The organism is Sphingomonas sp. FARSPH (assembly GCF_003355005.1).
Lineage (GTDB): Bacteria > Pseudomonadota > Alphaproteobacteria > Sphingomonadales > Sphingomonadaceae > Sphingomonas.
In genome coordinates this window covers 1,174,891-1,197,555 of record NZ_CP029985.1, presented here as the reverse complement: position 1 = coordinate 1,197,555, position 22,665 = coordinate 1,174,891, and the positions used below count along the sequence as shown (strand labels likewise).

Genomic DNA, 22,665 nt, shown 5'->3' with positions numbered 1-22,665 from the left:
CTGGCCTGGCGAGTAGGTCGCCGTGCCACACCCAACCCGCATCGGAAAGATATGCCGTCTTGCCGCACCGCCCGTCGGTGCCGGATTGCCCTCCCATCCGATCGTTCGGCGGCCTCCTCGCCCGCCTTTCGTCAAAAGTTCTTGTGCGGCGCACAAAGCTGCGGCAGCTTCTTTTACCTCGGGAGGCGCCATGCACGATCGCCGCATATTCGATGAAACCTACGGGATCGGCGACAGCCCGCGTCCGGAACTGCGCGCGCTGACCGACTGGATCGCGCGGACGCCGATCGCCGACCTGAAGCGGCGGCACGATGCCGCAGAGGCGGCCTTCCGGCAGATCGGCATAACCTTCGCCGTCTATGGCGAAGAGGAAGCGGCGGAACGGATCATCCCCTTCGACATCCTGCCGCGCGTGTTCAGCAGCCGCGAATGGTCCGCACTGACCCGCGGGCTGGAACAGCGCGTCGCCGCGATCAACGCCTTCCTGGTCGACATCTACGGCAAGCGCCGCATCCTCAAGGACGGCATCATTCCTGCCGACCTCATCCTGCGCAATCCGCAATTCGCCGCGCCGATCGCCGACATACGCCCGCCGCGCGACATCTTCGCCCACATCTGCGGGATCGACCTGGTCCGCACCGGGCCGACCGATTTCTACGTCCTGGAAGACAATGCCCGCACCCCGTCGGGCGTCTCGTACATGATCGAAAACCGCGAGGCGATGCTGCGGCTGTGCCCCGAATTGTTCACGCTGTTCCCGGTGCAGGCGGTCGACGGCTATCCCGACGCGCTGCTGTCGACCTTGCGGTCGGTGGCGCCCGATCGCGCCGCGAACGAGCCGGTCTGCGTCCTGCTGACGCCGGGTCCATTCAATTCCGCCTTTTACGAGCACAGTTTCCTGGCCGACAATCTGGGGATCGAACTGGTCGAGGCGGCGGATTTGGAGGTGCGCGACGATATCGTCTGGATGCGCACGATCTCCGGCCTCGTGCGCGTCGATGTCATCTATCGCCGGATCGATGACGACTTCCTCGACCCGCTCGTATTCCGACCCGATTCGCTGCTCGGCGTCCCGGGCCTGATCGCGGCCTATCGCGCGGGCAATGTCGCGCTGGTCAATGCGCCCGGCACGGGTATCGCCGACGACAAGGCGATCTACAGCTACATGCCGGAAATCGTCCGCTATTATTCGGGCGGCGAGGCGCTGCTGCCCAACGTCCAGACGTTCCGCTGCCGCGAGCCGGAGGCGCTTGCCTACACGCTCGACCATCTCGACGAACTCGTCGTCAAGCTGGTCGACGGGTCGGGCGGCTATGGCATGCTCGTCGGACCGACCGCATCGCGGGCGGAGATCGAACGGTTCCGCGCCGCGCTCAAGGCCGAACCGCATCGCTACATCGCGCAGCCGACGCTCGCGCTGTCGACCTGCCCGACGCTGGTCAACGAAGGCCTCGCTCCCCGGCACGTCGATTTCCGGCCTTTCGTGCTGACCAAGGCGGACGGCATCACGATCACGCCGGGCGGCCTCACCCGCGTCGCGCTGCGCGAAGGGTCGCTGGTCGTCAACTCCAGCCAGGGCGGCGGCACCAAGGACAGTTTCGTGCTGGGCGATCCGTTCATGACCCAGTCGCAATCGCTGGAGGGTATGCACCAGAGCCAGATCCTGCCCGACCTGTTCACCGATCCGCCGACCGGAGGGGCCGTCTGATGCTGTCGCGCACCGCCGCCGCGCTCTACTGGCTTGGCCGCTACGTCGAGCGGGCGGAATTCACCGCGCAACTGGTCGAAGCGACGTTGCGGCTGGATCAGCTCGCCGCGCGCCCTGCCGGCAGCGAGGCGTGGTCGAGCGCGCTTGCCGTCGCCACCGCGACGCCCGGCTTCGCCGCGACGGGCGCGCCGCTCAACCCTGCGGAGGTCGCGCGCTACCTGCTGCTCTCTACCGCCAACCCCAGTTCGATCCGCTCGTGCATCGACGCCGCGCGCCACAATGCGCGTGCCGTGCGCACCGCGCTGTCGCGCGAAGCGTGGATGTCGATCAACCGCGCCTGGATCAGCGTGCGCGGGCGCCAGCAGCTCGGCGATACGGAGATGATCCTGAACCTGGCGGAAGAGGTCAAGGCGGATGCGCGCGGGTTCGAAGGCGCGCTCAACCGGATGCTCCATAACGAGGCGCGCGCGCTCATCGCGCTAGGCATGGCGGTAGAACGCGCGAATGGCACCGCGCGCCTGCTCGACGTCAAATACCATCTGCTCCTGCCGCAGGGTGAGCCCGTCGGCGGCGCCGTGGACCGCGACCAATGGACCGGCATCCTTCGTACCGTGTCGGCGGTGACCGCCTACCGCTGGCTCTACCGGCAGGGATTGCGACCTTGGCTGGTCGCCGAGTTCCTGATCCTGCGGGACGAGCTGCCGCGTTCGTTGATGGCGTCGATGGAGCGGATCGTGACGTTGCTCAACCGGATCGGGCAGCGGACGGGCCTGCAGGGTGAGGCGGATCGGCTCGCCCGGCGCCAACGCCAGGCGATGCGCGCGACCAACATCGATGCGCTGTTCCAGGGCGGCCTGCACGAATATCTCGGCCGTTTCCTCGACGAGATCGCGGACCTCGACCGCGCGATCTCGCACCAGTTCCGGTTCACCTGATGCGCCTGTCCATCCGGCATCGCACCAGCTACCGCTTCGCGGCGCCGCAGGTGCGGCTTGTCCAGCTCGCCCGGCTGACCCCGCCGAGCTTTGCGGGACAGACGGTGATCGGTTGGGAGATCGCCGTGGAGTGCGACGCCCGCCTGCGCGCGACGCGGGATGGCTATGGCAATGACGTGACGATGGTCTACGTCGACGGGCCGATTGACGCGCTGACGATCGAGGTGGCGGGAGAGGTGCTGACCGAGGATCGGGCGGGGATCGTGCGCGGAACCAACGAGCCGCTGCCCGCGGCGGTGTTCCTGCGATCCTCGCCGCTGACCAGCGCGGACGCCGGGATCAGGGCTCTCGCGGAAACGGCCGGCGCCGCCGCGGCCGATCCGCTGGGCCGGCTGCATGCGCTCAATCGCCTGATGGCGGAACGGATGCGCTTCGACGCGACGGGCATGGACGTGCGCCGCACCGCGGCCGATGCGCTCGCGATGGGCCATGGTGTTTGCCAGGATTTCACGCACGTCTTCGTCGCCGCCGCCCGCGAAATGGATATCCCCGCACGATACGTGTCCGGCCACCTCTTTCGCCGCGACGGTGCGGACGATCAGCCCGCGGCGCATGCCTGGGCAGAAGCATGTATCGAGGATCTGGGCTGGGTCGGCTTCGACAGCGCCAACGGCATTTCGCCCGACGACGCCTATGTCCGGGTCGCCGTGGGGCTGGACTATCGCGAGGCCGCGCCGATCGCGGGGGCGCGCACCGGCATGGGCGAGGAAAGTCTGGACGTCGCCGTGTCGGTGACGCAGGCAGGCGGGCAGCGACAGAGTTGATGGAGCGTTTCGCGCGGTGACCTACGGTCTCGGCATGCTGGTCGAGGAGGCTTTGGTGATGATCGCGGACACGCGCACCAATGCCGGCGTCGACGATATCTCGACCTATCGCAAGCTTCACTTGGTCGCGAGCGGGCCCGACCGCCTGCTCGTGGCGGCGACCGCGGGCAATCTGTCGGTGACGCAGCTGATCCTCTCCACGCTCGCAGAAGGGCTGCCGCCGATCGAGGAAGGCGGCGTGCCGCGCCGGCTCAGCGACGCGCCGACCATGTTCCGCGCCGCGCAGCTCGTCGGCGAGGCGGTGCTGACCGCACGCAATCAGGTGTCGACCGGGCTGGCGGCGCAGGGGATCGCGAGCGGCGTCTCGCTGCTGCTCGGTGGACGGATCGGTTACGAGCGGCTGCGACTGTACCTGTTTTACGAGGCCGGCAATTTCATCGAATGCCAGCGCGACAAGCCGTTTCTGCAGGTCGGCGACATCAAGTACGGCAAGCCTATCCTCGATCGCTCGCTTCGATACGATATGCCCGCCAGCGAAGCGGTGAAGCTTGGGCTTATCAGCTTCGACTCGACGATGCGATCCAACCTGTCCGTCGGTCGCCCGATCGACCTGATCGTCATCCCCACCGATCACGCCGCGCCGATCGTGTCGCGCCGGATCGAGGAGCGTGACGCCTATTTCGACGATCTGTCGATGCGCTGGTCGATGCTGCTCGACGACGTGCGCGCCACGATCCCGCCGCCGCCCTTCATGACGGACGACTGACGTTCAGAGCACCGCCTCGACGAGGCCGAGCGCGCAGGCTTCGTTCGCATCGACGTACCAATTGCTCGGCGCGCGGCCGATCACCTCGTCGAGCGTGACATGCGACCCGCGCACGAGGTTTTCGAACCCTTCATTCTGGATCGTGATCGACGCCCGCAATTCGTTGAGCTTGGCCTCGACCGTGGCGATGCATTGGGTCAGCGGTCCGTTGATCTGCAACGTCGATCCCATCAGCCGTTCGTGGATCATCAACCGCGTCCCACGGGTCAGATAACGATTGGATCGCGCGAAGAAGCTCATGAGGGTCGCGCCGGCGGAATAGACTGCGGTCTTGCCAAGGAACACCATGCGCCGGCCGGGTGCGACGTCGCTGTGGAAACGGACGTCCTCGCCCATCATCCGCGCGACCTCCGGATCGCCACCGAGCGTCGACAGTCCGATCACGCACAGCCCCTCTGTCGGTGCAATATCGAGCTGTTCGCGGAACCGTGCGTACATGGCTTGGTCGACCGTGCCGGAAAGCAGGATCGCGGGCTTGGCGAAGTCGGCGGGTGAAAGAGGTTCCGTGTCCATGCCGCCATAAGCTGCGGGGTGGGATCGGGTTCCCGCATTATGCCCGTATAAGCCTGCCCCGAACAACGATGGGAACGCGATCAGGCTCGACGCTCCGGTCTGAAGGCGTGTTCCGCGCCGCGCCGAACTGGCTTGGCTCAGGCAATGTGCGGGGTCGGGTCGCCGAACGCGATCGTCGCGGTGCCGGCGGTGCGCACGGGCGCGTCGGGGGTGGACACCGCATCGACGGTGCGGAACGCGCCGCGCCACATTTGCCGGTCGACGTCGCAGAGCAGATAGCCGCGCCGGTCGTTCGTCCAGGCGAGGAAGGGGTTTTCCGCCGCGATCCGGTCGGCGCCCTTGCGCACGTCGGCGCCATCGCCGCCCGAACTGATCGAGGTGCTAACGAATTCGGTGGCGACGCTCTTGCCGCGGCCACCGTCGCGGCGCAGTTCGCCGAGGAAATTCTGGTGCTCGTCGCCGGTCAGCACGACCGCGCCGGGGACGCCGTCGAGCATCGCGAGCACCCGCTCGCGCGGAGCGTCATAGCCCGCCCAGCTGTCCATGTTCCGAATCGGCGCAGGTTCGTCGCCGGTGCGGCGGTCGAGCGGCATCATCATCACCTGCTGCGCCAGCGCCTGCCAGCGGGCGGCGCGCTGGTGCAGCGCATCGGCGAGCCAGCCTTCCTGCTTTACGCCCATCACCTGCGCGTTTCGATCGGCGACGCCGGGGCAGGCGGGCTTGAACCCGTCGCCGCAAGGCTGGTCGGTGCGGAACTGGCGCGTGTCGAGCAGGTGGAGGTCGACGAGATCGCCGACCAGCGCGCGGCGATAGAGCTGGACGCTGCCCGCCACCGGCATGGCCGCGCGGCGCATCGGCATATTCTCGTAATAGGCCTGGAACGCCGCGGCGCGGCGCAGCGCGAACTGTTCGGGCGGGTCATTTTCCTGGTCGACCAAGCCGACCCAGTTGTTTTCCACCTCATGGTCGTCGAACGTCGCGAACCAGGCGGTGGCGGCATGCGCGGCCTGGAGGTCGGGGTCGAGCTTGTACTGCGCATAGCGGCGGCGATAATCGGCGAGATCGTACAATTGCTGGCCGACATGCGCGCGTACGAACCGGCGCGGCCTGCCGTCATATCCGACCGGGACGGGCGACGATCGGCCTTCGTAGATATAGTCGCCGTAATGGAAGACGAAGGCGGGATCGTCGTTCGCGAGATGGCGGTAGGCGGTGAACAGGCCGTCCTCGTAATTCTGGCAGCCCGCGACCGCGAAGCGCAGCCGGTCGAGGCGACTGCCCGCCGCCGGCAGCGTGCGGGCCCGCCCGGCGATCGACCGCTCGCGCCCGACGGTGAAGCGATACCAATAGGGGCGATCGGAAGCGAGGCCGGCGACCTCGACATGCACCGAATGGCCGAGGTCGGGGTGCGCGATCGCGCTGCCGTGCGCGACCACCCGGTCGAAGCGGTCGTCGGACGCGACCTGCCAGTCGACGGCGACGGGCTGCATCGGCATCCCGGCGTGATCGGCGAGCGGATCGGGCGCGAGGCGGGTCCAGATGACGAAGCCGTCGGACGTGGGATCGCCCGCGGCGACGCCGAGGCGGAAGGGGTATTGGGCGAACAATTGTTGCGCGCGCAGGATCGCCGGTGCTGCGAGCAGCAGCGGCGTGCCGGCGATGAGACTGCGACGGGTCAGGCGGGCGAGCGGCGAGCGGGGCGTCATGCCCGCCGCCTGCGCGCCGACTGTTGCAGGCTGATGACCGGCGACGTCCGGCGCGCGGGACGTCGCCGGGACAAGATCAGCCGCCGCCCGCGAGGGCTGCGAGCAGCAGCAGCGCGACGATATTGGTGATCTTGATCATCGGGTTGACCGCGGGGCCTGCGGTATCCTTGTACGGATCGCCGACGGTATCGCCGGTGACCGCGGCCTTGTGCGCTTCCGAGCCCTTGCCGCCGTGGTTGCCGTCCTCGATATATTTCTTGGCATTGTCCCACGCGCCGCCGCCGCTGGTCATCGACAGCGCAACGAACAGGCCCGACACGATGACGCCGAGCAGCATCGCGCCCAGGGCCGCGAAGCCGTTCGACTGCCCCGCCACCGCGCGGACGATGAAATAGACCGCGATCGGGGACAGCACGGGGAGCAGGCTGGGCACGATCATCTCGCGGATCGCGGCGCGGGTGACGAGATCGACGGTGCGGCCATAATTGGGGCGGCTGGTTCCCGCCATGATCCCCGGATTGTCGCGGAACTGGCCGCGCACCTCCTCGACCACCGCGCCCGCCGCGCGGCCGACCGCGGTCATGCCGAACGCGCCGAATAGATAGGGGAGCAGCGCGCCGAGCAGCAGCCCGACGATGACGTAGGGGTTGGACAGGCTGAAATCGACGGTGATATCGGGGAAATAGGTACCGAGGTCCGTGGTGTACGCGCCGAACAGCACCAGCGCGGCGAGCCCCGCAGAGCCGATCGCATAGCCCTTGGTCACCGCCTTGGTCGTGTTGCCGACCGCGTCGAGCGCATCGGTGCGGTGGCGCACGTCGTCGGGCAGACCCGCCATCTCGGCGATGCCGCCGGCATTGTCGGTGACCGGGCCATAGGCGTCGAGTGCGACGACCATGCCGGCGAGCGCGAGCATGCTGGTCGCGGCGAAGGCGATGCCGATGATCCCGGCAAGCTGGTAGGTGGCGATGACCGCGACGACGATGACGAGCGTCGGCAGCGCGGTCGCCTCCAGGCTGATCGCCAGCCCCTGGATGACGTTGGTGCCGTGGCCCGTCTCGCTCGCCCGCGCGATCGAGCGGACCGGGCGATAGGCGGTGCCGGTGTAATATTCGGTGATCCAGACGATGAGACCGGTGACGGCGAGGCCGATCACCATGCACCAGAACAGGTCCATTCCCGTGAAGCTCGCGCCCACCTGCGCCGCGGCGGCCGCAGCGGGCGCGTCATAGCCGTTGGTCAGATCGTCGGTGACCGCGTCGAGGAAGCCCGCGCCGCCGAGCGAGCGGTTGAGATCGCCGAGCACGTAGCGGCAGGCGAGGTAGATCGCCGGGATCGACAGGAGCGCGCTGGTCCAGAACCCCTTGTACAGCGCGCCCATGATCGAGCCGCTGCGGCCGAGGCGCACCATATAGGTGCCGATGATCGAGGTGACGATGCACACGCCGCCGACAAGCAAGGGCAGGCTCATGAGGCGCATCAGTTCGGCGCTGTCGGCTTTGACGAGCAGTGCGATCGACACCATCGTCACGCCCAGCGTCACGACATAGGTTTCGAACAGGTCGGCGGCCATGCCGGCGCAATCGCCGACATTGTCGCCGACGTTATCGGCGATGACCGCGGGATTGCGGGGGTCATCCTCCGGAATCCCCGCCTCGACCTTGCCGACGAGATCGGCGCCGACGTCGGCGGCCTTGGTGAAGATGCCGCCGCCGAGGCGGGCGAAGATCGAGATGAGGCTGGCGCCGAAGGCGAGCGCGGTCAGTGCCTCGACGATGACGCGGTCGCCCGGCGCATGGCCGCCGGGGCCGGTGAGATACCAGAAGAAGCCCGCGATCGCGAGCAGGCCGAGCCCCGCGACAAGCATCCCCGTCACCGCGCCGGAGCGGAAGGCGAGCGTCAGGCCGCCCTGCAGGCTGGTGCGCGCGGCCTCCGCGGTGCGCACGTTGGCGCGGACCGAGATGGTCATGCCGACGAAGCCCGCGACGCCCGACAGGATCGCGCCGATCGCGAAGCCGACCGTCGAGAGCAGGCCCAATGTCGCGAACAGGATGACGGCGACGACGACGCCGACGATCGCGATGGTGGTATACTGGCGGCCGAGATACGCCTTGGCGCCTTCCTGGATGGCGGCGGCGATATCCTGCATCCGGGCATCGCCCGGCGAGGCGCGCAGCACCTGTTGGCTGGTGACGAAGCCATAGACCACGGCGACGAGGCCGCAGAGGATGGCGATAGTGACCGTGGTCATTCGCAGCGATCCTTCTCCTGTGGACGCGCGTCGCCGATGTGCCCCCGGTCTTGCGCGAGGGGGAGAGGCTATGGCGCGCGGGGGCGGAGCGCAAGCGCCGGTCAGGCGGACCTGTGCTGAAAGCCGAGCGACGGCGGCAGCGGCACGGCGTCGCCATCATCCTGAAGCCACAGGCCGGCGCCGCGACGAAAACGGCCGATCCGGGTCGCGGGCACCGCGGGAACGGTGTTGGCGGGCATGGCGAAGAGCAATTCGTAATCGTCGCCCGCCGTCGCGGCGGCGAGGCGCGCGCCGCGATCGTCCCCGCGATGCGCGCGATAGTCCACGGACAGCGGCACGGCGGCCAGATCGATCTCGACGGCGAGGCCGCTCGCCGCGCCCATGCGCGCCGCATCGATCAGCAGGCCGTCGGACACGTCCATCATCGCATGCGCGACGCGCGACAGCACGCGCCCCTCGGCCAGCCGCGGCATCGGGCGGCGATAGCGGTCGGCGAGCGCCGCCGGCCCCGGTTTTCCGCGCGCGATGGCAAGGCCTGCGCCCGCGTCGCCGATCGTGCCGGTCACCCAGAGCGCGTCGTTTTCGCCCGCGCCGCCGCGGGGCGGAGCAGGGGTGTCGCCACCGAACGCGGTGACGGTGAGGATGCGCGGCGCGCCCCTTGGCAGGGTCACGGTGTCGCCGCCGAGCAGTCCGGTGCCGCACGCCGTCAGCACCGCGCCGAGTCCGACGAGGAAGGCGCGGTCCCAGTCCTCGTCCGACAGCGGATAGTTGAGCAGGATCCCTTCCGGCCGCGCGCCCTTGCCCGCGATGTCGGACAGGTTGGTCGCGACCAGCTTCCACGCCACATCGGCAGGCGGGTCGTCGGGCAGGAAATGCACTCCCTCGACCAGCGTATCGGTGGTGACGACGAGCGGCGCGTGGATCAGCCGCGCCACGTCGTCGCGAAGCCCACGCGCGGCGACGTGGATAGGCAGCGCGCGCAGCGCGTCGAGGAAGTCGGCCTCGTTCAGCTGCGCACATCCTTGGCGATGCCGTCGAGCAGGCCGTTGACGAAGCCTGCCTCGCGCCGTTCATAGAAGGCGTGCGCGACGTCGACATATTCGCTGATCGTCGCACCGACGGGCACGTCCTTGCGCGCCATCAGTTCGTAGGTGCCGGCGCGCAGCAGCGCCTTCATCGGCTTGTCGAGCCGGGCGAGCGTCCAGCCGCTGGCGAGCTTCTTCTCGATCGCCATGTCGATCTCGCCGGCACGGGCGTGCGCGCCGGTGACGATGTCATCGAAGAAATCGACGTCGGCGTCGGCATATTCGACGTCCTCGATCGTCGCACCGATACGGTGCTGGTGGAATTCGTGGAGCAGCGCGGGGATGGCGGTGCCCTCCATCTCGTGCTGGTACAGGGCCTGGACGGCGGCGAGACGGGCGGCGGCGCGCGCGGTGGTACGGTCGGAACTACGAGACATCCGGCGCCATGTAGTCGTGCGACACGACGACGTCACCCCTTTGGCATACGACGCAGCGCGAACGCGGCGGCAGGCCGCAAATCTGGCAGGCGTCGGCCGACGGGCATGCCGCCACGTACTGGCTGCGCAGATGCTGCAGCGGCAGATAATTGCCGCGCACCACGGTGAGCGGTGCGATCGGGGTATCGAGCACGATGCCGCATTCCTGCGCCGACTGCCAGACGACCCGCGCCTCGACGGCAAGATTGATCGCCAGAAGCTTGATGCGTTTGCCGACGATCGGGCCGGGTATGCGATCGACGAAGCATAATCGCGCGCCGCGGGCGGATATGTCGGCCACCCTGATGGTCAGCGATCCGCGATCATATTCGATCATCGCGTCGAACCGCGTCGGAAAGCGCTGATGAGCGCGAAGGCGGGCCAGACGAAGTTTCTCCCGGGGCATCTCGTGCGGCATGCAATGCGATCCTTGTGATCTTGATCTCCTGTGCCGACGTGCCGTCAGCTTAATGTCCAAAATCGACAAAGATCGATAAGATCAGGTTACCGCGTCTTCCGAAATCTCCCCCGAACCCGGGCCGCCCCGTTCAGCGGTTGAACCGCAGCCGCAGCGCGACGGACCGCGCGTGCGCCGGCAGCCCTTCCGCCTCGGCCAGCGCGACCGTCGCCGGGCCGAGCTCGGCGAGCGCGCGCTCGTCGAGGCCGAGGAAGCTCGTCCGCTTCATGAAGTCGAGCACCGACAGGCCCGACGCGAATCGCGCCCGGCGGCCCGTCGGCAGGACGTGGTTCGGCCCGGCGACATAATCACCGATCGCCTCGGGCGTGTGGCGGCCGAGAAACACGCTGCCCGCATGGCGGATGCGCGCGAACAGTGCGTCGGGATCCTCGACCGACAGCTGCAGATGCTCTGGCGCGAGCCGGTCGACGAGCGGGCACGCCGCCGCCAGCGAATCGACGACGACGATCGCGCCGTTGGCGTCCCACGCGGCGCGAGCGACCGCGTGCGTCGCGAGTGCGCCCAGTTCCGTCTCCACCGCCGCGGCGACCGCATCGGCGAAGGCGGCGTCGTCGGTGAACAGGATCGATTGCGTGACCGTGTCGTGCTCGGCCTGGCTGAGCAGGTCGGCGGCGGTGATCTGCGGATCGTTGCGGCCGTCGGCGACGACGACGATCTCGCTGGGGCCGGCGACCATGTCGATGCCGACGACGCCATAGACTTGGCGCTTCGCCTCCGCGACCCAGGCGTTGCCGGGGCCGGTGACGACGTCGACGGGCGCGATGCGGCCCGCGCCATAGGCGAGCGCACCGATCGCCTGCGCACCGCCGATCCGCCATACCTCGTCGACGCCCGCCAGATGCGCGGCGGCGAGGACGAGATGGTTGATCCGGCCATCCGGGGTCGGAGTAACCATCACCAAGCGTTCGACGCCCGCGACCTTGGCGGGGATGGCGTTCATCAGCAGCGACGAGGGATAGGCCGCGCGACCGCCGGGAACGTAGAGGCCCGCCGCATCGACCGGCGTCCAGCGCGCGCCGAGCCGCACGCCGGCGGCATCCCGCCAGTCGCTGTCGGCGGGGCGCTGTTTTTCGTGATAGGTGCGGATGCGCCGCGCGGCGAGGTCGAGCGCGGCGCGCAATTCCGGCTCCAGCGCGTCATAGGCCGCGGCACAGGCGGCGGGTTCGATCTGCCAGCCGGTTTCGGCGAGGTCGTGGCGGTCGAGTTTCTGCGTGAAGGCGGCGACCGCAGCCTCGCCCTCGTCGCGGACGGCGCGCAGGATCGTCGCGACGTCGCGCGCGACATCGGTCGCGGTTTCGCGGCGCGCGTCGACGAGCGCGGCGAAGGCGTCGGCGAAACCGGCGTCGCGGGTGTCGAGGCGGATCATCGAAGCCCCTCCCCTTCAGGGGAGGGGTTAGGGGTGGGGGACGCCCTATTGATCAAATCGCTGGCGGCGTTCCCCACCCCAACCCCTCCCCTGAAGGGGAGGGGCTTTACCGCGCGCCGGAACGCCTCGACCAGCGGCACGACCTCGGCGCGCGTCTTCATCGCGGCGCGGTTGACGACGAGGCGGCTGCTGACTTCGGCGATCACCTCCACCTCGACGAGGCCGTTCTCCTTGAGCGTGCGGCCCGAGCTGACGAGGTCGACGATCCGCGGCGCAAGGCCAAGCGTCGGGGCAAGCTCCATCGCGCCGTTGAGCTTGACGCATTCCGCCTGGACGCCGCGGGCCGCGAAATGCGCGGCGGTGATGTGCGGATATTTGGTCGCGACGCGCACGTGGCTCCAGCCGCGCGGGTCGTCGCCCGCGGCCATCGCGGCAGGCTCCGCGACAGAGATGCGGCAATGGCCGATGCCGAGGTCGACGGGCGCGTAGAGTTCGGAATAGCCGAATTCGGCGATGACGTCGGAACCGACGATGCCGAGCTGCGCGGCGCCATGGGCGACGAAGGTCGCGACGTCGAACGCGCGCACGCGGATCAGCTCGATGCCGGGCCGGTCGGTGGCGAAGCGCAGCGCGCGGCTGTCTTCGTCGGAGAAGGCGGGTTCGGGCACGATGCCGGCAGCGGCGAGTAGCGGCACCGCTTCGGCAAGGATGCGCCCCTTGGGCACGGCGATGATCAGCGGCTGGGTCACGCGGCGGGCTTTACGGCGGCGGCGGACGAGGGGCAACACGCCAGCGCGCCCGCGAGTCTTGACAAAGTTGACACCAACTCGCGCAATCTCCTGTCGCGTCGTCGTTCGATCGTTATGCGGATGATCGGGACGGGCAGGGCGGTGCGGGTCACGGGTAGGATATAGGTACGCAGCGACCCGGCGCACAGGGTCGATGCTGTAAGGACGCCGTAAGCCGGCATGCGTTAGCATCGGGCGACATTTGGGGGACCCGTTTTCCGATGAACCGCGCCATGACGCTCGCCACGACGACGTTGCTGACCTTCGCCACGCCCGCGATGGCGCGCGATCGCAGCGCGCCGCCCCAGCCGCTGGGCAGTCCGGCGCAGTGGTTCGGCGCGGACAACTACCCGCCTGCGGCGATGCGTGCCGGCGAGCAGGGGCGCGTGTTCGTGCGGCTGTCGATCGACAACAAGGGATCGGTGACCGACTGCGTCGTGCAGCGCAGCAGCGGCTTTCCCGACCTCGACAATGCGACCTGCGTACTGGCGCACCACCATGGACTGTTCGCGCCCGCCACCGACCGCAAGGGCCGGCCGGTGAAGGGTCAGTACGACCTGCCCGGCGTGATGTGGCGGATCAACCCGGCGGCCGATGTCGTGCCTGCGCCGGACGACGTCGTGCCCCCGCCGCCGGCGGGCTGATCGCGCGTCAGATCCCCCAGCGGCGCATCGCGGCGACGACGGCGTCCGGCTTTTCCCAGGTTACGAAATGGCCCGCGTCGATCTTTTCGACGGTCAGCTTGGGGACGTAGGGGGCAAGATCGTCGACCAGTTCGGGCAGCAGCGCGGTGTCGCGCGTGCCCCAGATCACCAGCGTATCCTGCGTCACCGGCGGGAACGGACGATCGAGGAAGGCGGGGCGGGGCGCATCCTCGCCCGGTGCCGGCACGACGACGGTGGAGGCGCGATACCAGTTCAGCATCGCGGTCATCGCGCCCGGCTGGCTCCATTCGTCGAGATAGGCGGCCTTGTCCGCGCCGGCGATCGCGGTGGCCACGTGATGCGCGAAGGTCGAACCGAAGAAGCGTTCGAGCCCCGCGCCGACCAGCCCCTGGTCGATCGCGGTATCGCGAAAGCGGGTGATATACTGGCTGGCGCGGCGCTGCTCGGGCGAATCGAACAGCGCGCGCTGGAAGAGATAGGGGTGCGGCGCGTTGACGATGACGAGCCGCGCGACGCGATCGGGACGGGTCAGCGCCGCCATCCACGCGACCGCGCCGCCCCAGTCGTGGCCGACGAGCGTGAAGCGGTCGATGCCCAGCGTGTCGGCGAGCGCGATCAGGTCGGCGACGATCTTTTCGGGCGTGTAGGCGTCGACGCCGTCCGGCTTCGACGAGCGCGCATAGCCGCGCTGGTCGGGGGCGACGACGTAATGGTCGCGGGCGAGATCGGGGACGATGCCGCGCCAGGTACGGTGCGATTCGGGAAAGCCGTGGAGCAGGATGACCGGCGGATGCGCGGGGTCGCCGGCGATCCGGACGTCGAGGTCGACGCCGGTGGCGAGGGTAAGGCGTCGCAGGTTGCTGGTCATTCTGATGTCCCTCTCGTCTCGTCGGCCGCCCTCACCCTTTCCGCGCTTTGGGCCTCCCTCCCTCTCCCGTCGGAAGAGGAGTGACGGGTCAACAGCGCCCCGCGCCGTTGAGGTTCTGCCGGGGGCAGAACCGACCCGTCTCTGGGGCCGCCCGGCGAAGCCGGGTGGGAAGGGTGAGGGTGTGTGTTCACGGATAGCTTACCGTCTTCGGCACTTCGGGGATCGGAATCCATTCCTGGTCGTCGCCCGGCACGGTCGGGAATTCGCCCGCCTTCCAGGCGCGCTTCGCCTCGTTGATGCGGTCGCGGCGGGAGGAGACGAAGTTCCACCAGACGTGGCGCGGCGTCGCGAAGGCGTCGCCGCCGCACAGCATCGCGCGCCCGCCCGTGTCGGAGCGCAACGTCGCGGGCACGCCGGGCTTGAGGATGTAGAGCTGCATCGGTTCGAGCGGCACGCCCTCGAGGCTGGCTTCGCCGAATGCGAGATAGAGCGCGCGTTCCTCCGCCGCGGCGTCGATCGGGACGCTGGCGCCCGCGTCGAGCGCGATATCGGCGTAGATCGTGCCGGCATAGGTGGTGGTCGGCGCGCTTGCCCCCCAGAGTTCCCCCATGATGATCCGCGCGCGCGCGCCGTGCGCCTCGACCGTCGGCAGTTCGGCCTTGCCGACATGTTCGAACGCGGGGTCGATCTCTTCCTGCGCGTCGGGCAGCGCGAGCCAGGTCTGGATGCCGGACAGGACGGGGCCGTGCGCGCGCTCGTCGCCCGGCGAGCGTTCCGAATGGACGATGCCGCGGCCCGCGGTCATCAGATTGACCGCACCGGGCTCGATCCGGGCGCAGGTGCCCAGCGAATCGCGATGGTCGATCGCGCCGTCGAACAGATAGGTGACGGTGGCGAGGTTGATGTGCGGATGCGGGCGCACGTCGATGCCGCCGCCCGTCGGCAGATGCGCCGGGCCCATCTGGTCGAAGAACAGGAACGGGCCGACCATCGTGCGGTCCTTCGCCGGCAGGGTGCGGTGGACCTTGAACCCGCCGAGGTCGTGCGTGACGGGGGTCAGGGTGCGTTCGACGAAATCATCGAGCATGAGGTGCCTTTCGTCCGGTCGAGCAGATCGGCCAGATCCTGTGGGTAGATGGTTTCGGGCCAGTCGGCCAGTTCATGGGTCTCGAACCAGCGCCAGCCGGCGAGCACGCGTCGTTCGAGCGGGGTGAGCGCCGCCGCCCGAACCTCGCACGCATCGACGTCGACGCGGAAATAGCGTTCGTCGGCGTTGACCGCGACGCCTTCGAATGTCACGAAATCGACGACGCGGCGCGCGACCTCCGGCCCGCAGTCGATGTCCAGCCCCACCTCTTCCCACAATTCGCGGCGCGCGGCGGCGGCATAGCTTTCGCCCGGATCGACCGCGCCGCCCGGCGTGCACCAGAGCGGCGGCCGGTCGGCGGGGGTGAAGCGCATCAGCAGCACGCGTCCCTGCGCGTCGACGAGCAGGATGCGCGCCGCCGGGCGTGGCACGCGGGTCGGGGCGGGATCAATTCGCATCGAGTTCGGGATAGTGGCGGAAGATGCCGTCGGTGTTGAACGCGATGCGGCGGTCGCTGGCGAGATAGGCAGCGATGCGCGGCAGTTCGGCGACCGCGTCGTGCAGGCGCACAAGGCCGGGATATTCGCCCTCCAGCGACGCCATCCGCCGCGGGAACATATAGCGTAGCCCCGCGACGATCTGGAACAGCGAGGTGTCCGCGTAGGTCCAGCCGGAACCCGTGACGAACGGCCCGCCCGCGCTGGATGCGGCGTCCTCGAAATGGTCGAGGAACTTGGGCAGGCGTTCGTCGCGGAAGGCGCGCGCGGCGCGTGCGGCCTCCGGCTTCTGGTCCTCGTAATAGTCGCCGGTGCCGACCGGGTGATGGACGGCGTGCACCTCCGCGATGAAATCGGCGATCGTCAGCTGCAGCTGGTGCAGCCACAGCCTGTCGGCGGCGGGGGCGAGGTCATGACGCTCGCCGAGATAGAGGAGGATGTTGGCGACCTGCGCGATCGTGCCGTGGGGCGTGTCTAGATAGGGCGGCGCGAACGGGCCGCGACCGCTTTCGCCGCGCGTCTCGAGGTCGTCGAGCAAAGCCTCCGCCCCGCGCAGGCGCGCGCAGTCGCGATAGTCGAGGCCGGCGGCTTCCAGTGCGAGGCGGACGAACTCGCCGCGCCCCTGGATCGAGGGCCAATACCAGAGGTGATAGGTCATGCGTTGGAAGGGTTCCCGGGCGCGCTCGTCCGGATGGCGAGCGCATGGATGCGGCTCTCCAACAGATCCGCGAGCGCCTGGTTCACCAGCCGCTGCTGCTGGACGCGGTTCAGGCCGACGAAGCGTGCGCTCTCCACGACGACGGTGAAATGCGTCTCGCCCGTGCCGTCGTCGCCCATGTGGCCGGCATGGTGGTGGCTGTCGTTGGTGACGGTGAGGCTGGTCGGCGCGAGCGCGTGCGTCAGGCGGGCCGCGATGATGTCGGCGAGGGGGGCGGTGGCGAGGTCGGTCATCGCCCCTATATAGCCGGATTGCGCTGACCAAGGGAGTATTCGTGGCGCAGTTCAAGGACAGGAAGGACCGGCCGAGCACGCGTTTCCACGGCCGGGTGGAAGCGAACGGCCGGGTGTGCGCGGAGCCGGGGTGCGCAGAGCCGGGCGAATTTCGCGGGCCGCCGGTCGACGGCGTGCGCGACGGCGACGGCCCCGGCCCGACGCGCTGGATGTGCCTAGACCATGTCCGCGCCGCCAACAGCCGCTACAATTATTTCAACGGCATGAGCGCGGAGGAAATCCATCATGCGCAGCGGCCGATGGCGGGATGGGAGCGCGAGACGCGCGCCTTCGCGCGCGCCGGATCGGGCGACCAGGGTCCACGCTGGGCCGATTACAGCGATCCGCTCGATGCGATCGCCGCGCGCTTCCGGCGGGAGGCGGCGCCCGAACGCCGCGACGGCAAGCCGCTGAGCGGGCAGGATCGCGCCAGCCTGAAGGTGCTGGGCCTTGCGGCGGACGCGGACCGGATGGCGCTGCGCAAGCGCTATTCGGAGCTGGTGCGCCGCTATCACCCCGATCGCAACGGCGGCGACCGCAGCCACGAGACGATGCTGCAACAGGTGATCGCGGCGTATCAGCAATTGCGCCAGGCGCCGGCGTTCGCCTGAGGGCGGACGCGGGGCGTTCCCATTTCACCATCGCACGGGCTATCCGTTCAGGATCGTTTTCGGGGGTGGAGTTGACCGTTCACAGCAGCTGTGCGATCATGATACCGGACGTGTAAAAGTCACAGCCCGGTCGGTAGTCCGGGTGGCATTTACGCTCGTACGCATCGCCGGTTTTCGTTCGGCGGTCCCGGCACGTCCTTTTCCGACAAAGGGAAAGGTGTGTGTTATGGAAATCGCAAAATTCCTCGTCGCCATCGTGGCGATCTTCAACTTCGGCGGCTTCGTTGCCGACGCGCTGGTCCCTGCGACGTCGAAGCAGCACCTGTGGAACCCGCACTGGCCGCCCCATGCCAAGTTTCACAACGGGCAGACCATGCTGATGGGCTTCTTCGGCGGGGGGCTGTCCTTGACGATCCTGTTCGGGACGCAGACATTGACGTTGCCGACATTCCTGATCGCAGCCGTGGCGGGCGGCAGTTATTTCGTGGCGATGGCACTTGCGACCCTGTTTCCGGGCACGGCGTGGACCGATCCCGAATTCGTTGCGGAGACGCCGCATCCGCTTGGTCTGGCGCCCCAGCAACTTGTCACTTACCTGCTCTGCTTGGTGCTGCTGGCAGCGGTTGCGCTGGCCGTCGCCACAGGTTGAGGGCGCAGCATGACCCGGATCAACGGACCGACGTCTCTTCGTCCGATTGACCCGATCTGCCTTCATCGCCGGTCGGCCCCTTCCTTTTTCCGGCAAAGTCATGACAGGCGTAGTGCTGCTCCCCCTGGTGTTTTGCGCACCGTCGATCGGAGGCGGGAAAGCGGGAATTTCGGCGTAGCTCCGCTGGTGTTCGGCAGGCGGCGCAGGCTGGGAATCGCGGCCTGCGCGCGCCCCTCCTCGACCTGCCGGACGTCAGCGTCCCGCCATTTCCCTCGCGATCGCCTCCAACTGGTCGGTCGCGGCGTTCCAGCCGGCCTCGAAGCCCATGGCGGCGTGGCGGTCGCGCGCTTCGGCCGTCCAGTGGCGCGCGGTCGCGGTGTAGCGCGTGCCGTCGCCCTCCGGCGCGAAATCGTCGATTCGCACCATGAACGGGCCGGCGGGCACCCAGCCGGCGGTGAAGGCATCGGTCGAGACGATGCGGCGTTCCGGCACGACCTCCAGATAGACGCCCTCCAGCCGGTTCTCCTCGCCATTGGGGCCGCGCATGACGATCGTCGAGCGGCCGCCCGCGACGAGTTCCTGCGCCAGGAATTCCGCCTTCCACGGCGCGGGGCAGAACCAGGCACCGGTATCCTCCGTCCACGCGCGCCAGACCGCAGCCGGCGGCGCTTCGATCAGCCGGGTGATCGACAAGTCGTGGGATTCGCTCATGCCGCTTCTCCTCGCATGGCCGCTTCGATTCGGGCGATGTCGATCCGGCGCATCGTCATCATCGCGGCAAAGGCGCGCTTGCCGGCGTCGCCGCCGGCGGACAGCGCCTGCATCAGCGCGCGCGGCGTGATCTGCCACGCATAGCCCCACCGATCGGTGCACCAGCCGCACGCTTTCTCTTCCCCGCCATTGCCGACGATCGCATCCCAGTAACGGTCGGTGGTCGCCTGATCGTCGGTGTAGACCTGGAAACTGACCGCCTGGCTGGGCCGGATGTCCGGCCCGCCGTTGAGGCCGAAGAACGGCTGGCCGAGCAGGGTGAAGGTCACGGTCAGCTCGGCGCCGGCGGATGCGCCCGGCAGGTCGAGCGGCGTTCCGGTCACCTCCTCCACGACCGTGTCGGGAAAGACGCTGGCGTAGAATTCCGCGGCTTTGCGCGCCTCGCCATGATCGAACCACAGGCAGGTGCGCATCATCGGGCGGGTCATGCCGCGTCCCCGGCGACGCGCGGGCCGACGAGGCCGATCTGGCTGCCGTGGGGATCGCGGACATTGGCCGAATAGTCGCCGCCGGGGATCGGATCGGGACCCTGGATCAAGGTGCCGCCGCGCGCGGTCGCGGTGGCGATCGCTGCATCGATGTCGGCGACGTGGACGTACCAGTTCCACCGCGCTGGCGCGCCCGTCGTCGCACTCGACATGATCGCGCCGGGCCGATCTTCGCCGGCGCCGATGAAGGCATAGTCGCCCATCGGCCCCATCGGCATCGCGCCCGCTTTCTCCCAGCCGAACAGCGCGCCGTAGAAGGCGAAGGCACCGTCGGGGTCGGGCGTCGCCAGTTCGATCCACACGCCGCGCCCGACCGTGTCGCCGCGCGCCTGCGAAAAGGCCCGCGAGCCATCCGCGCCGGTCCCCGCCATCAGGCTGAACGCCACCCCCTGCGGATCGGCGACCAGCGCGAAGCGGCCGACGTGCGGGATGTCCATCGGCCCGAACAGGACGCGGCCGCCGAGCGTGCCGACCCGGTCCGCGGCGGCATCGACATCCGCCGTGGCGAGATACAGCGTCCATCCGGCGGTCGCGGGCGCGCCGGGCGGCGGCGCCATGATGCCGGCGACGCCCGTGTCGGCGTCGGGACCGGCGAGCAGATAGCCGCCATGTTCCGCCATCGGCGACCGCGCGATATGCCAGCCCGCCACCGCGGCATAGAAGTCCGCCGCACCCTGCGCATCCGGGGCGGTCAGTTCGAACCACACCGGCGTGCCGTCGCTATGTGCCATGTCTTGCTCTCCCTTCGGGTGTCGTGCTGTTCAGGCGTCGCTGCGGGTCACGCCGCCGCGCCCCCATGTCCGCCGCCCGCTGCCATCGCGGCGGCATGCGCGGCGACGTCCATCGTGAAGGGGCCCCAGCCGTGACCGTCGAGGTCCTCGAACGCGCGGCTGTACATGAAGCCGTGATCCTCCGGCTCGTGCAGTTCGCGACCACCCGCCGCCACCGCGGCCTCGGTGATCGCATCCACGCCCGCGCGATCGTCGAGGCCGAGCGCGAAGATCGCGGTCGTCTGCGTGAAGGGATCGGCGATCGCCTTTTGCGTGAAGCCGGCGAAGAACGGCTTGGCGAGCAGCATGACGCAGATCGTGTCCGACCATTGCATCGCCGCGGCCTGTTCGTTGGAAAATTGCGCGTTCTGCTCGAAGCCCAGTGCGTGGTAGAAATCCGTGGCGCGCGCGACATCGGCGACGGGCAGGTTGACGAAGATCATCTTGGCCATGGCACATTCTCCTGGTTCGACTCGGCACTGGCAAAGGATGGACGCGATAGTTATATAAAGCAACTATGAAGTCAGAAAAAATAACTAATGTGGGTCAGAGGCGCTGGTACGAGGATGCGTGCGGCACGGCACTGGCGCTGGAATTCCTGGGCGAGCGCTGGTCGTTGCTGATCCTGCGCGAGCTGATGTTCGGCCCGCGGCGGTTCGGCGAAATCCGCGCGCACCTGACGGGGATCAGCGCCAACGTGCTGACGCAAAGGCTGGGCGGTCTCGAGGCGGCGGGGCTGGTCGTCCGGCGCAAGCTGCCGCCGCCCGCGTCGGTGCACGCGTACGACCTGACGACATGGGGGCGGGAGGTGGAGCCGGTGATGCAGGCGATGGGCCGATGGGCGACGCGCTCGCCCGATCATGACCCGACGTTGCCCTTCTCGCCCGCGTCCGCGATGCTGTCGCTGCGCACGATGATCGACCGGGAGCGGGCGGGCGAGCTGGCCATGACGATCGGTTTCCGGCTGGGCGACGACCGCTTTCGCGCGACGCTGGACCATGGCGCGCTCGATATCGTGCGCGCGGAGCCCGACGGCGTCGACGTGCTCGTCGAAACCGACCCGACGACGCTGGCGGTGTGGATATACGTCAAGCGCCCGATCGCCGCGGCGGAGGCGGAAGGGACGATGCGCGTCACCGGCGACCGCGCACGCGCCGAACGGTTCGCCGACCTGTTCGTCCTGCCCGACAAGGTTGCACAGCCGCACGCCGGCCGCGACGCGACGCCGGGTTGACGCGACGGCGATAGCTTTCCACTGAAAGACGGTGCGCCTTTCCCCCCGCATCGTGCGTTGGGGAGGGCCTTGCCCGAGACGGTATGCCCAGGATCATGACCGACATTCCCAATACCCAGCCCGACAGCAGAGAGACGACGATCCTCGACGCGCCCGACAAGATGGTCGGCGTGCGCGACCTGTTCGGCATCGACAGCGACATGGAAGTGCCGGCGTTCAGCGAGGCGGACGAGCGCGTTCCCGATCTCGATCCGGCGTACGTCTTCGATCCGGACACGACGCTGGCGGTGCTGGCGGGCTTTGCGCACAATCGTCGCGTGATGGTGCAGGGCTATCACGGCACCGGCAAATCGAGCCACATCGAACAGGTCGCGGCACGGCTCAACTGGCCGTGCATCCGCATCAACCTGGACGCGCATATCAGCCGCATCGACCTGATCGGCCGCGATGCGATCGTGCTGAAGGACGGGCAGCAGGTGACCGAGTTCCGCGAGGGCCTGCTCCCCTGGGCGCTGCAGACGCCGACGGCGCTTGTCTTCGACGAATATGATGCCGGCCGCCCCGACGTGATGTTCGTGATCCAGCGCGTGCTGGAGACGGAGGGCAAGCTGACGTTGCTCGACCAGAACCGCGTGATCCGCCCGAACAAATGGTTCCGCCTGTTCGCGACCGCCAATACCGTGGGCCTCGGCGACACGAGCGGGCTGTATCACGGCACGCAGCAGATCAACCAGGGCCAGATGGACCGGTGGAACATCGTCGTCACGCTCAACTACCTGCCCGCCGCGACCGAGGCGCAGATCGTGCTCGCCAAGTCGGGCGAATATGACAAGCCCGATGGCAAGAAGCAGGTCGAGAACATGGTCCGCGTCGCCGATATGACGCGCAAGGGGTTCGTCAACGGCGACATTTCGACCGTGATGAGCCCGCGCACGGTCATTACCTGGGCGCAGAATACACTGATCTTCGGCGACGTCGGCTTCGCCTTCCGCCTGTCGTTCCTCAACAAGTGCGACGAGAACGAACGGCCGCTGGTCGCGGAATATTACCAGCGCGTGTTCGGCAAGGATTTGCCGGAAAGCGTGGTGGGGCGGGCTTGAGGGCTGGGGTGGACTAAGCTATTTAGTCCACCCGACCGG

The 22,665-nt window shown here is 68.5% G+C and carries 26 protein-coding genes; 9 read left to right on the top strand and 17 right to left on the bottom strand.

Annotated elements, in window-relative coordinates; translation table 11 throughout:
- Positions 1 to 190: 190 nt before the first annotated feature.
- The 4 genes from DM480_RS05785 to DM480_RS05770 are packed head-to-tail and all read left to right on the top strand — an operon-like array spanning position 191 to position 4,233.
- Positions 191 to 1,708 carry a circularly permuted type 2 ATP-grasp protein gene (locus tag DM480_RS05785; RefSeq protein ID WP_115377993.1) on the top strand — a complete coding sequence of 506 codons (1,518 nt, stop codon included), beginning with the start codon at positions 191 to 193 and terminating at the stop codon, positions 1,706 to 1,708.
- Positions 1,708 to 2,643, top strand: coding sequence for an alpha-E domain-containing protein (locus tag DM480_RS05780; protein ID WP_115377992.1), 936 nt, complete (start codon positions 1,708 to 1,710; stop codon positions 2,641 to 2,643). Before DM480_RS05785 ends, DM480_RS05780 begins: the two co-directional genes overlap by 1 nt.
- Complete coding sequence (locus DM480_RS05775) at positions 2,643 to 3,467, top strand: transglutaminase family protein (protein WP_115377991.1); 825 nt, start codon at positions 2,643 to 2,645, stop codon at positions 3,465 to 3,467. The genes DM480_RS05780 and DM480_RS05775 overlap by 1 nt, the downstream gene beginning before the upstream one ends.
- Positions 3,468 to 3,483: 16 nt before the next feature.
- Positions 3,484 to 4,233, top strand: coding sequence for a peptidase (locus tag DM480_RS05770; protein ID WP_115377990.1), 750 nt, complete (start codon positions 3,484 to 3,486; stop codon positions 4,231 to 4,233).
- A 3-nt stretch (positions 4,234 to 4,236) separates the two neighbouring features.
- On the opposite strand, the gene DM480_RS05765 is transcribed toward DM480_RS05770, so the two are convergent.
- From DM480_RS05765 to hisG, 8 genes are all read right to left on the bottom strand, one after another.
- On the bottom strand, positions 4,237 to 4,806 hold the full coding sequence (locus tag DM480_RS05765) for an ATP-dependent Clp protease proteolytic subunit (protein ID WP_115377989.1): 570 nt from the start codon (positions 4,804 to 4,806) through the stop codon (positions 4,237 to 4,239).
- A 137-nt stretch (positions 4,807 to 4,943) separates the two neighbouring features.
- Positions 4,944 to 6,512 carry an alkaline phosphatase D family protein gene (locus tag DM480_RS05760; protein ID WP_115377988.1) on the bottom strand — a complete coding sequence of 523 codons (1,569 nt, stop codon included), beginning with the start codon at positions 6,510 to 6,512 and terminating at the stop codon, positions 4,944 to 4,946.
- Between the two features lie 76 nt (positions 6,513 to 6,588).
- Positions 6,589 to 8,763, bottom strand: coding sequence for a sodium-translocating pyrophosphatase (locus DM480_RS05755; RefSeq protein ID WP_115377987.1), 2,175 nt, complete (start codon positions 8,761 to 8,763; stop codon positions 6,589 to 6,591).
- Positions 8,764 to 8,864: 101 nt separating this feature from the next.
- Positions 8,865 to 9,773, bottom strand: coding sequence for a thiamine-phosphate kinase (gene thiL, locus DM480_RS05750; RefSeq protein ID WP_115377986.1), 909 nt, complete (start codon positions 9,771 to 9,773; stop codon positions 8,865 to 8,867).
- Positions 9,770 to 10,225, bottom strand: a complete 456-nt coding sequence (gene nusB, locus DM480_RS05745) for a transcription antitermination factor NusB (RefSeq protein WP_115377985.1) — start codon at positions 10,223 to 10,225, stop codon at positions 9,770 to 9,772. The genes thiL and nusB overlap by 4 nt, the downstream gene beginning before the upstream one ends.
- Entirely contained in the window at positions 10,215 to 10,682 is a 468-nt protein-coding gene (locus DM480_RS05740; RefSeq protein ID WP_115377984.1) for a PilZ domain-containing protein, read from the bottom strand. The genes nusB and DM480_RS05740 overlap by 11 nt, the downstream gene beginning before the upstream one ends.
- A 130-nt stretch (positions 10,683 to 10,812) precedes the next feature.
- On the bottom strand, positions 10,813 to 12,108 hold the full coding sequence (gene hisD, locus DM480_RS05735; protein ID WP_115377983.1) for a histidinol dehydrogenase: 1,296 nt from the start codon (positions 12,106 to 12,108) through the stop codon (positions 10,813 to 10,815).
- A complete protein-coding gene (gene hisG, locus DM480_RS05730) occupies positions 12,105 to 12,857 on the bottom strand; it encodes an ATP phosphoribosyltransferase (RefSeq protein WP_232834137.1) in 753 nt (250 codons plus the stop codon). Before hisG ends, hisD begins: the two co-directional genes overlap by 4 nt.
- 260 nt (positions 12,858 to 13,117) lie before the next feature.
- Between hisG and DM480_RS05725 the strand changes: the two genes are divergently transcribed.
- Positions 13,118 to 13,540 (top strand): energy transducer TonB, encoded by a 423-nt coding sequence (locus tag DM480_RS05725; protein WP_115377982.1) that lies wholly within the window; start codon positions 13,118 to 13,120, stop codon positions 13,538 to 13,540.
- Between the two features lie 7 nt (positions 13,541 to 13,547).
- Here DM480_RS05725 and DM480_RS05720 read toward each other — a convergent pair whose 3' ends face one another.
- From DM480_RS05720 to DM480_RS05700, 5 genes are all read right to left on the bottom strand, one after another.
- Positions 13,548 to 14,429, bottom strand: a complete 882-nt coding sequence (locus DM480_RS05720; RefSeq protein WP_115377981.1) for an alpha/beta fold hydrolase — start codon at positions 14,427 to 14,429, stop codon at positions 13,548 to 13,550.
- A gap of 187 nt (positions 14,430 to 14,616) precedes the next feature.
- Entirely contained in the window at positions 14,617 to 15,516 is a 900-nt protein-coding gene (locus tag DM480_RS05715; protein WP_115377980.1) for a pirin family protein, read from the bottom strand.
- The gene (locus DM480_RS05710) at positions 15,486 to 15,974 is read right to left on the bottom strand and encodes an NUDIX hydrolase (protein WP_115380888.1); all 489 of its coding nucleotides are present in this window, start codon (positions 15,972 to 15,974) and stop codon (positions 15,486 to 15,488) included. The genes DM480_RS05715 and DM480_RS05710 overlap by 31 nt, the downstream gene beginning before the upstream one ends.
- Positions 15,964 to 16,671, bottom strand: a complete 708-nt coding sequence (locus tag DM480_RS05705; protein ID WP_115377979.1) for a glutathione S-transferase — start codon at positions 16,669 to 16,671, stop codon at positions 15,964 to 15,966. Before DM480_RS05705 ends, DM480_RS05710 begins: the two co-directional genes overlap by 11 nt.
- Positions 16,668 to 16,964, bottom strand: a complete 297-nt coding sequence (locus DM480_RS05700; protein WP_115377978.1) for a BolA family protein — start codon at positions 16,962 to 16,964, stop codon at positions 16,668 to 16,670. Before DM480_RS05700 ends, DM480_RS05705 begins: the two co-directional genes overlap by 4 nt.
- A 113-nt stretch (positions 16,965 to 17,077) precedes the next feature.
- Here DM480_RS05700 and DM480_RS05695 point away from each other — a divergent pair, with 113 nt between their 5' ends.
- Positions 17,078 to 17,614, top strand: coding sequence for a J domain-containing protein (locus tag DM480_RS05695; protein ID WP_405053294.1), 537 nt, complete (start codon positions 17,078 to 17,080; stop codon positions 17,612 to 17,614).
- Between the two features lie 226 nt (positions 17,615 to 17,840).
- Positions 17,841 to 18,263: a DUF6640 family protein gene (locus DM480_RS05690; protein ID WP_115377976.1), complete on the top strand. Its 423-nt coding sequence runs from the start codon at positions 17,841 to 17,843 to the stop codon at positions 18,261 to 18,263.
- A gap of 252 nt (positions 18,264 to 18,515) precedes the next feature.
- Here DM480_RS05690 and DM480_RS05685 read toward each other — a convergent pair whose 3' ends face one another.
- From DM480_RS05685 to DM480_RS05670, 4 genes are read right to left on the bottom strand one after another with little or no spacing between them, the layout of a single operon-like run.
- Positions 18,516 to 18,974 carry an SRPBCC family protein gene (locus DM480_RS05685; protein WP_115377975.1) on the bottom strand — a complete coding sequence of 153 codons (459 nt, stop codon included), beginning with the start codon at positions 18,972 to 18,974 and terminating at the stop codon, positions 18,516 to 18,518.
- The gene (locus tag DM480_RS05680; protein ID WP_115377974.1) at positions 18,971 to 19,462 is read right to left on the bottom strand and encodes a VOC family protein; all 492 of its coding nucleotides are present in this window, start codon (positions 19,460 to 19,462) and stop codon (positions 18,971 to 18,973) included. The genes DM480_RS05685 and DM480_RS05680 overlap by 4 nt, the downstream gene beginning before the upstream one ends.
- Positions 19,459 to 20,253, bottom strand: a complete 795-nt coding sequence (locus DM480_RS05675; protein WP_115377973.1) for a VOC family protein — start codon at positions 20,251 to 20,253, stop codon at positions 19,459 to 19,461. The genes DM480_RS05680 and DM480_RS05675 overlap by 4 nt, the downstream gene beginning before the upstream one ends.
- Before the next feature lie 47 nt (positions 20,254 to 20,300).
- A complete protein-coding gene (locus DM480_RS05670; RefSeq protein WP_115377972.1) occupies positions 20,301 to 20,744 on the bottom strand; it encodes a VOC family protein in 444 nt (147 codons plus the stop codon).
- Between the two features lie 89 nt (positions 20,745 to 20,833).
- Here DM480_RS05670 and DM480_RS05665 point away from each other — a divergent pair, with 89 nt between their 5' ends.
- Both DM480_RS05665 and cobS read left to right on the top strand, forming a co-directional pair.
- Positions 20,834 to 21,526: a winged helix-turn-helix transcriptional regulator gene (locus tag DM480_RS05665; protein WP_310596257.1), complete on the top strand. Its 693-nt coding sequence runs from the start codon at positions 20,834 to 20,836 to the stop codon at positions 21,524 to 21,526.
- 95 nt (positions 21,527 to 21,621) lie between these two features.
- Complete coding sequence (gene cobS / locus DM480_RS05660; RefSeq protein ID WP_115380885.1) at positions 21,622 to 22,626, top strand: cobaltochelatase subunit CobS; 1,005 nt, start codon at positions 21,622 to 21,624, stop codon at positions 22,624 to 22,626.
- Positions 22,627 to 22,665: the final 39 nt, after the last annotated feature.

Excerpts from the sequence above, each read along its gene's own strand:
- DM480_RS05675 (WP_115377973.1), bottom strand. The coding sequence starts at position 20,253 with ATGGCACATAGCGACGGCACGCCGGTGTGGTTCGAACTGACCGCCCCG.
- nusB (WP_115377985.1), bottom strand. The coding sequence starts at position 10,225 with ATGTCTCGTAGTTCCGACCGTACCACCGCGCGCGCCGCCGCCCGTCTC.
- DM480_RS05725 (WP_115377982.1), top strand. The coding sequence starts at position 13,118 with ATGAACCGCGCCATGACGCTCGCCACGACGACGTTGCTGACCTTCGCC.
- DM480_RS05670 (WP_115377972.1), bottom strand. The coding sequence starts at position 20,744 with ATGGCCAAGATGATCTTCGTCAACCTGCCCGTCGCCGATGTCGCGCGC.
- DM480_RS05775 (WP_115377991.1), top strand. The coding sequence starts at position 2,643 with ATGCGCCTGTCCATCCGGCATCGCACCAGCTACCGCTTCGCGGCGCCG.
- hisD (WP_115377983.1), bottom strand. The coding sequence starts at position 12,108 with ATGATCCGCCTCGACACCCGCGACGCCGGTTTCGCCGACGCCTTCGCC.
- DM480_RS05715 (WP_115377980.1), bottom strand. The coding sequence starts at position 15,516 with ATGCTCGATGATTTCGTCGAACGCACCCTGACCCCCGTCACGCACGAC.
- DM480_RS05705 (WP_115377979.1), bottom strand. The coding sequence starts at position 16,671 with ATGACCTATCACCTCTGGTATTGGCCCTCGATCCAGGGGCGCGGCGAG.
- DM480_RS05785 (WP_115377993.1), top strand. The coding sequence starts at position 191 with ATGCACGATCGCCGCATATTCGATGAAACCTACGGGATCGGCGACAGC.
- DM480_RS05710 (WP_115380888.1), bottom strand. The coding sequence starts at position 15,974 with ATGCGAATTGATCCCGCCCCGACCCGCGTGCCACGCCCGGCGGCGCGC.
- DM480_RS05755 (WP_115377987.1), bottom strand. The coding sequence starts at position 8,763 with ATGACCACGGTCACTATCGCCATCCTCTGCGGCCTCGTCGCCGTGGTC.
- DM480_RS05685 (WP_115377975.1), bottom strand. The coding sequence starts at position 18,974 with ATGAGCGAATCCCACGACTTGTCGATCACCCGGCTGATCGAAGCGCCG.
- DM480_RS05690 (WP_115377976.1), top strand. The coding sequence starts at position 17,841 with ATGGAAATCGCAAAATTCCTCGTCGCCATCGTGGCGATCTTCAACTTC.
- DM480_RS05740 (WP_115377984.1), bottom strand. The coding sequence starts at position 10,682 with ATGCCGCACGAGATGCCCCGGGAGAAACTTCGTCTGGCCCGCCTTCGC.
- DM480_RS05765 (WP_115377989.1), bottom strand. The coding sequence starts at position 4,806 with ATGGACACGGAACCTCTTTCACCCGCCGACTTCGCCAAGCCCGCGATC.
- DM480_RS05780 (WP_115377992.1), top strand. The coding sequence starts at position 1,708 with ATGCTGTCGCGCACCGCCGCCGCGCTCTACTGGCTTGGCCGCTACGTC.
- DM480_RS05700 (WP_115377978.1), bottom strand. The coding sequence starts at position 16,964 with ATGACCGACCTCGCCACCGCCCCCCTCGCCGACATCATCGCGGCCCGC.
- DM480_RS05680 (WP_115377974.1), bottom strand. The coding sequence starts at position 19,462 with ATGACCCGCCCGATGATGCGCACCTGCCTGTGGTTCGATCATGGCGAG.
- DM480_RS05720 (WP_115377981.1), bottom strand. The coding sequence starts at position 14,429 with ATGACCAGCAACCTGCGACGCCTTACCCTCGCCACCGGCGTCGACCTC.
- DM480_RS05760 (WP_115377988.1), bottom strand. The coding sequence starts at position 6,512 with ATGACGCCCCGCTCGCCGCTCGCCCGCCTGACCCGTCGCAGTCTCATC.
- cobS (WP_115380885.1), top strand. The coding sequence starts at position 21,622 with ATGACCGACATTCCCAATACCCAGCCCGACAGCAGAGAGACGACGATC.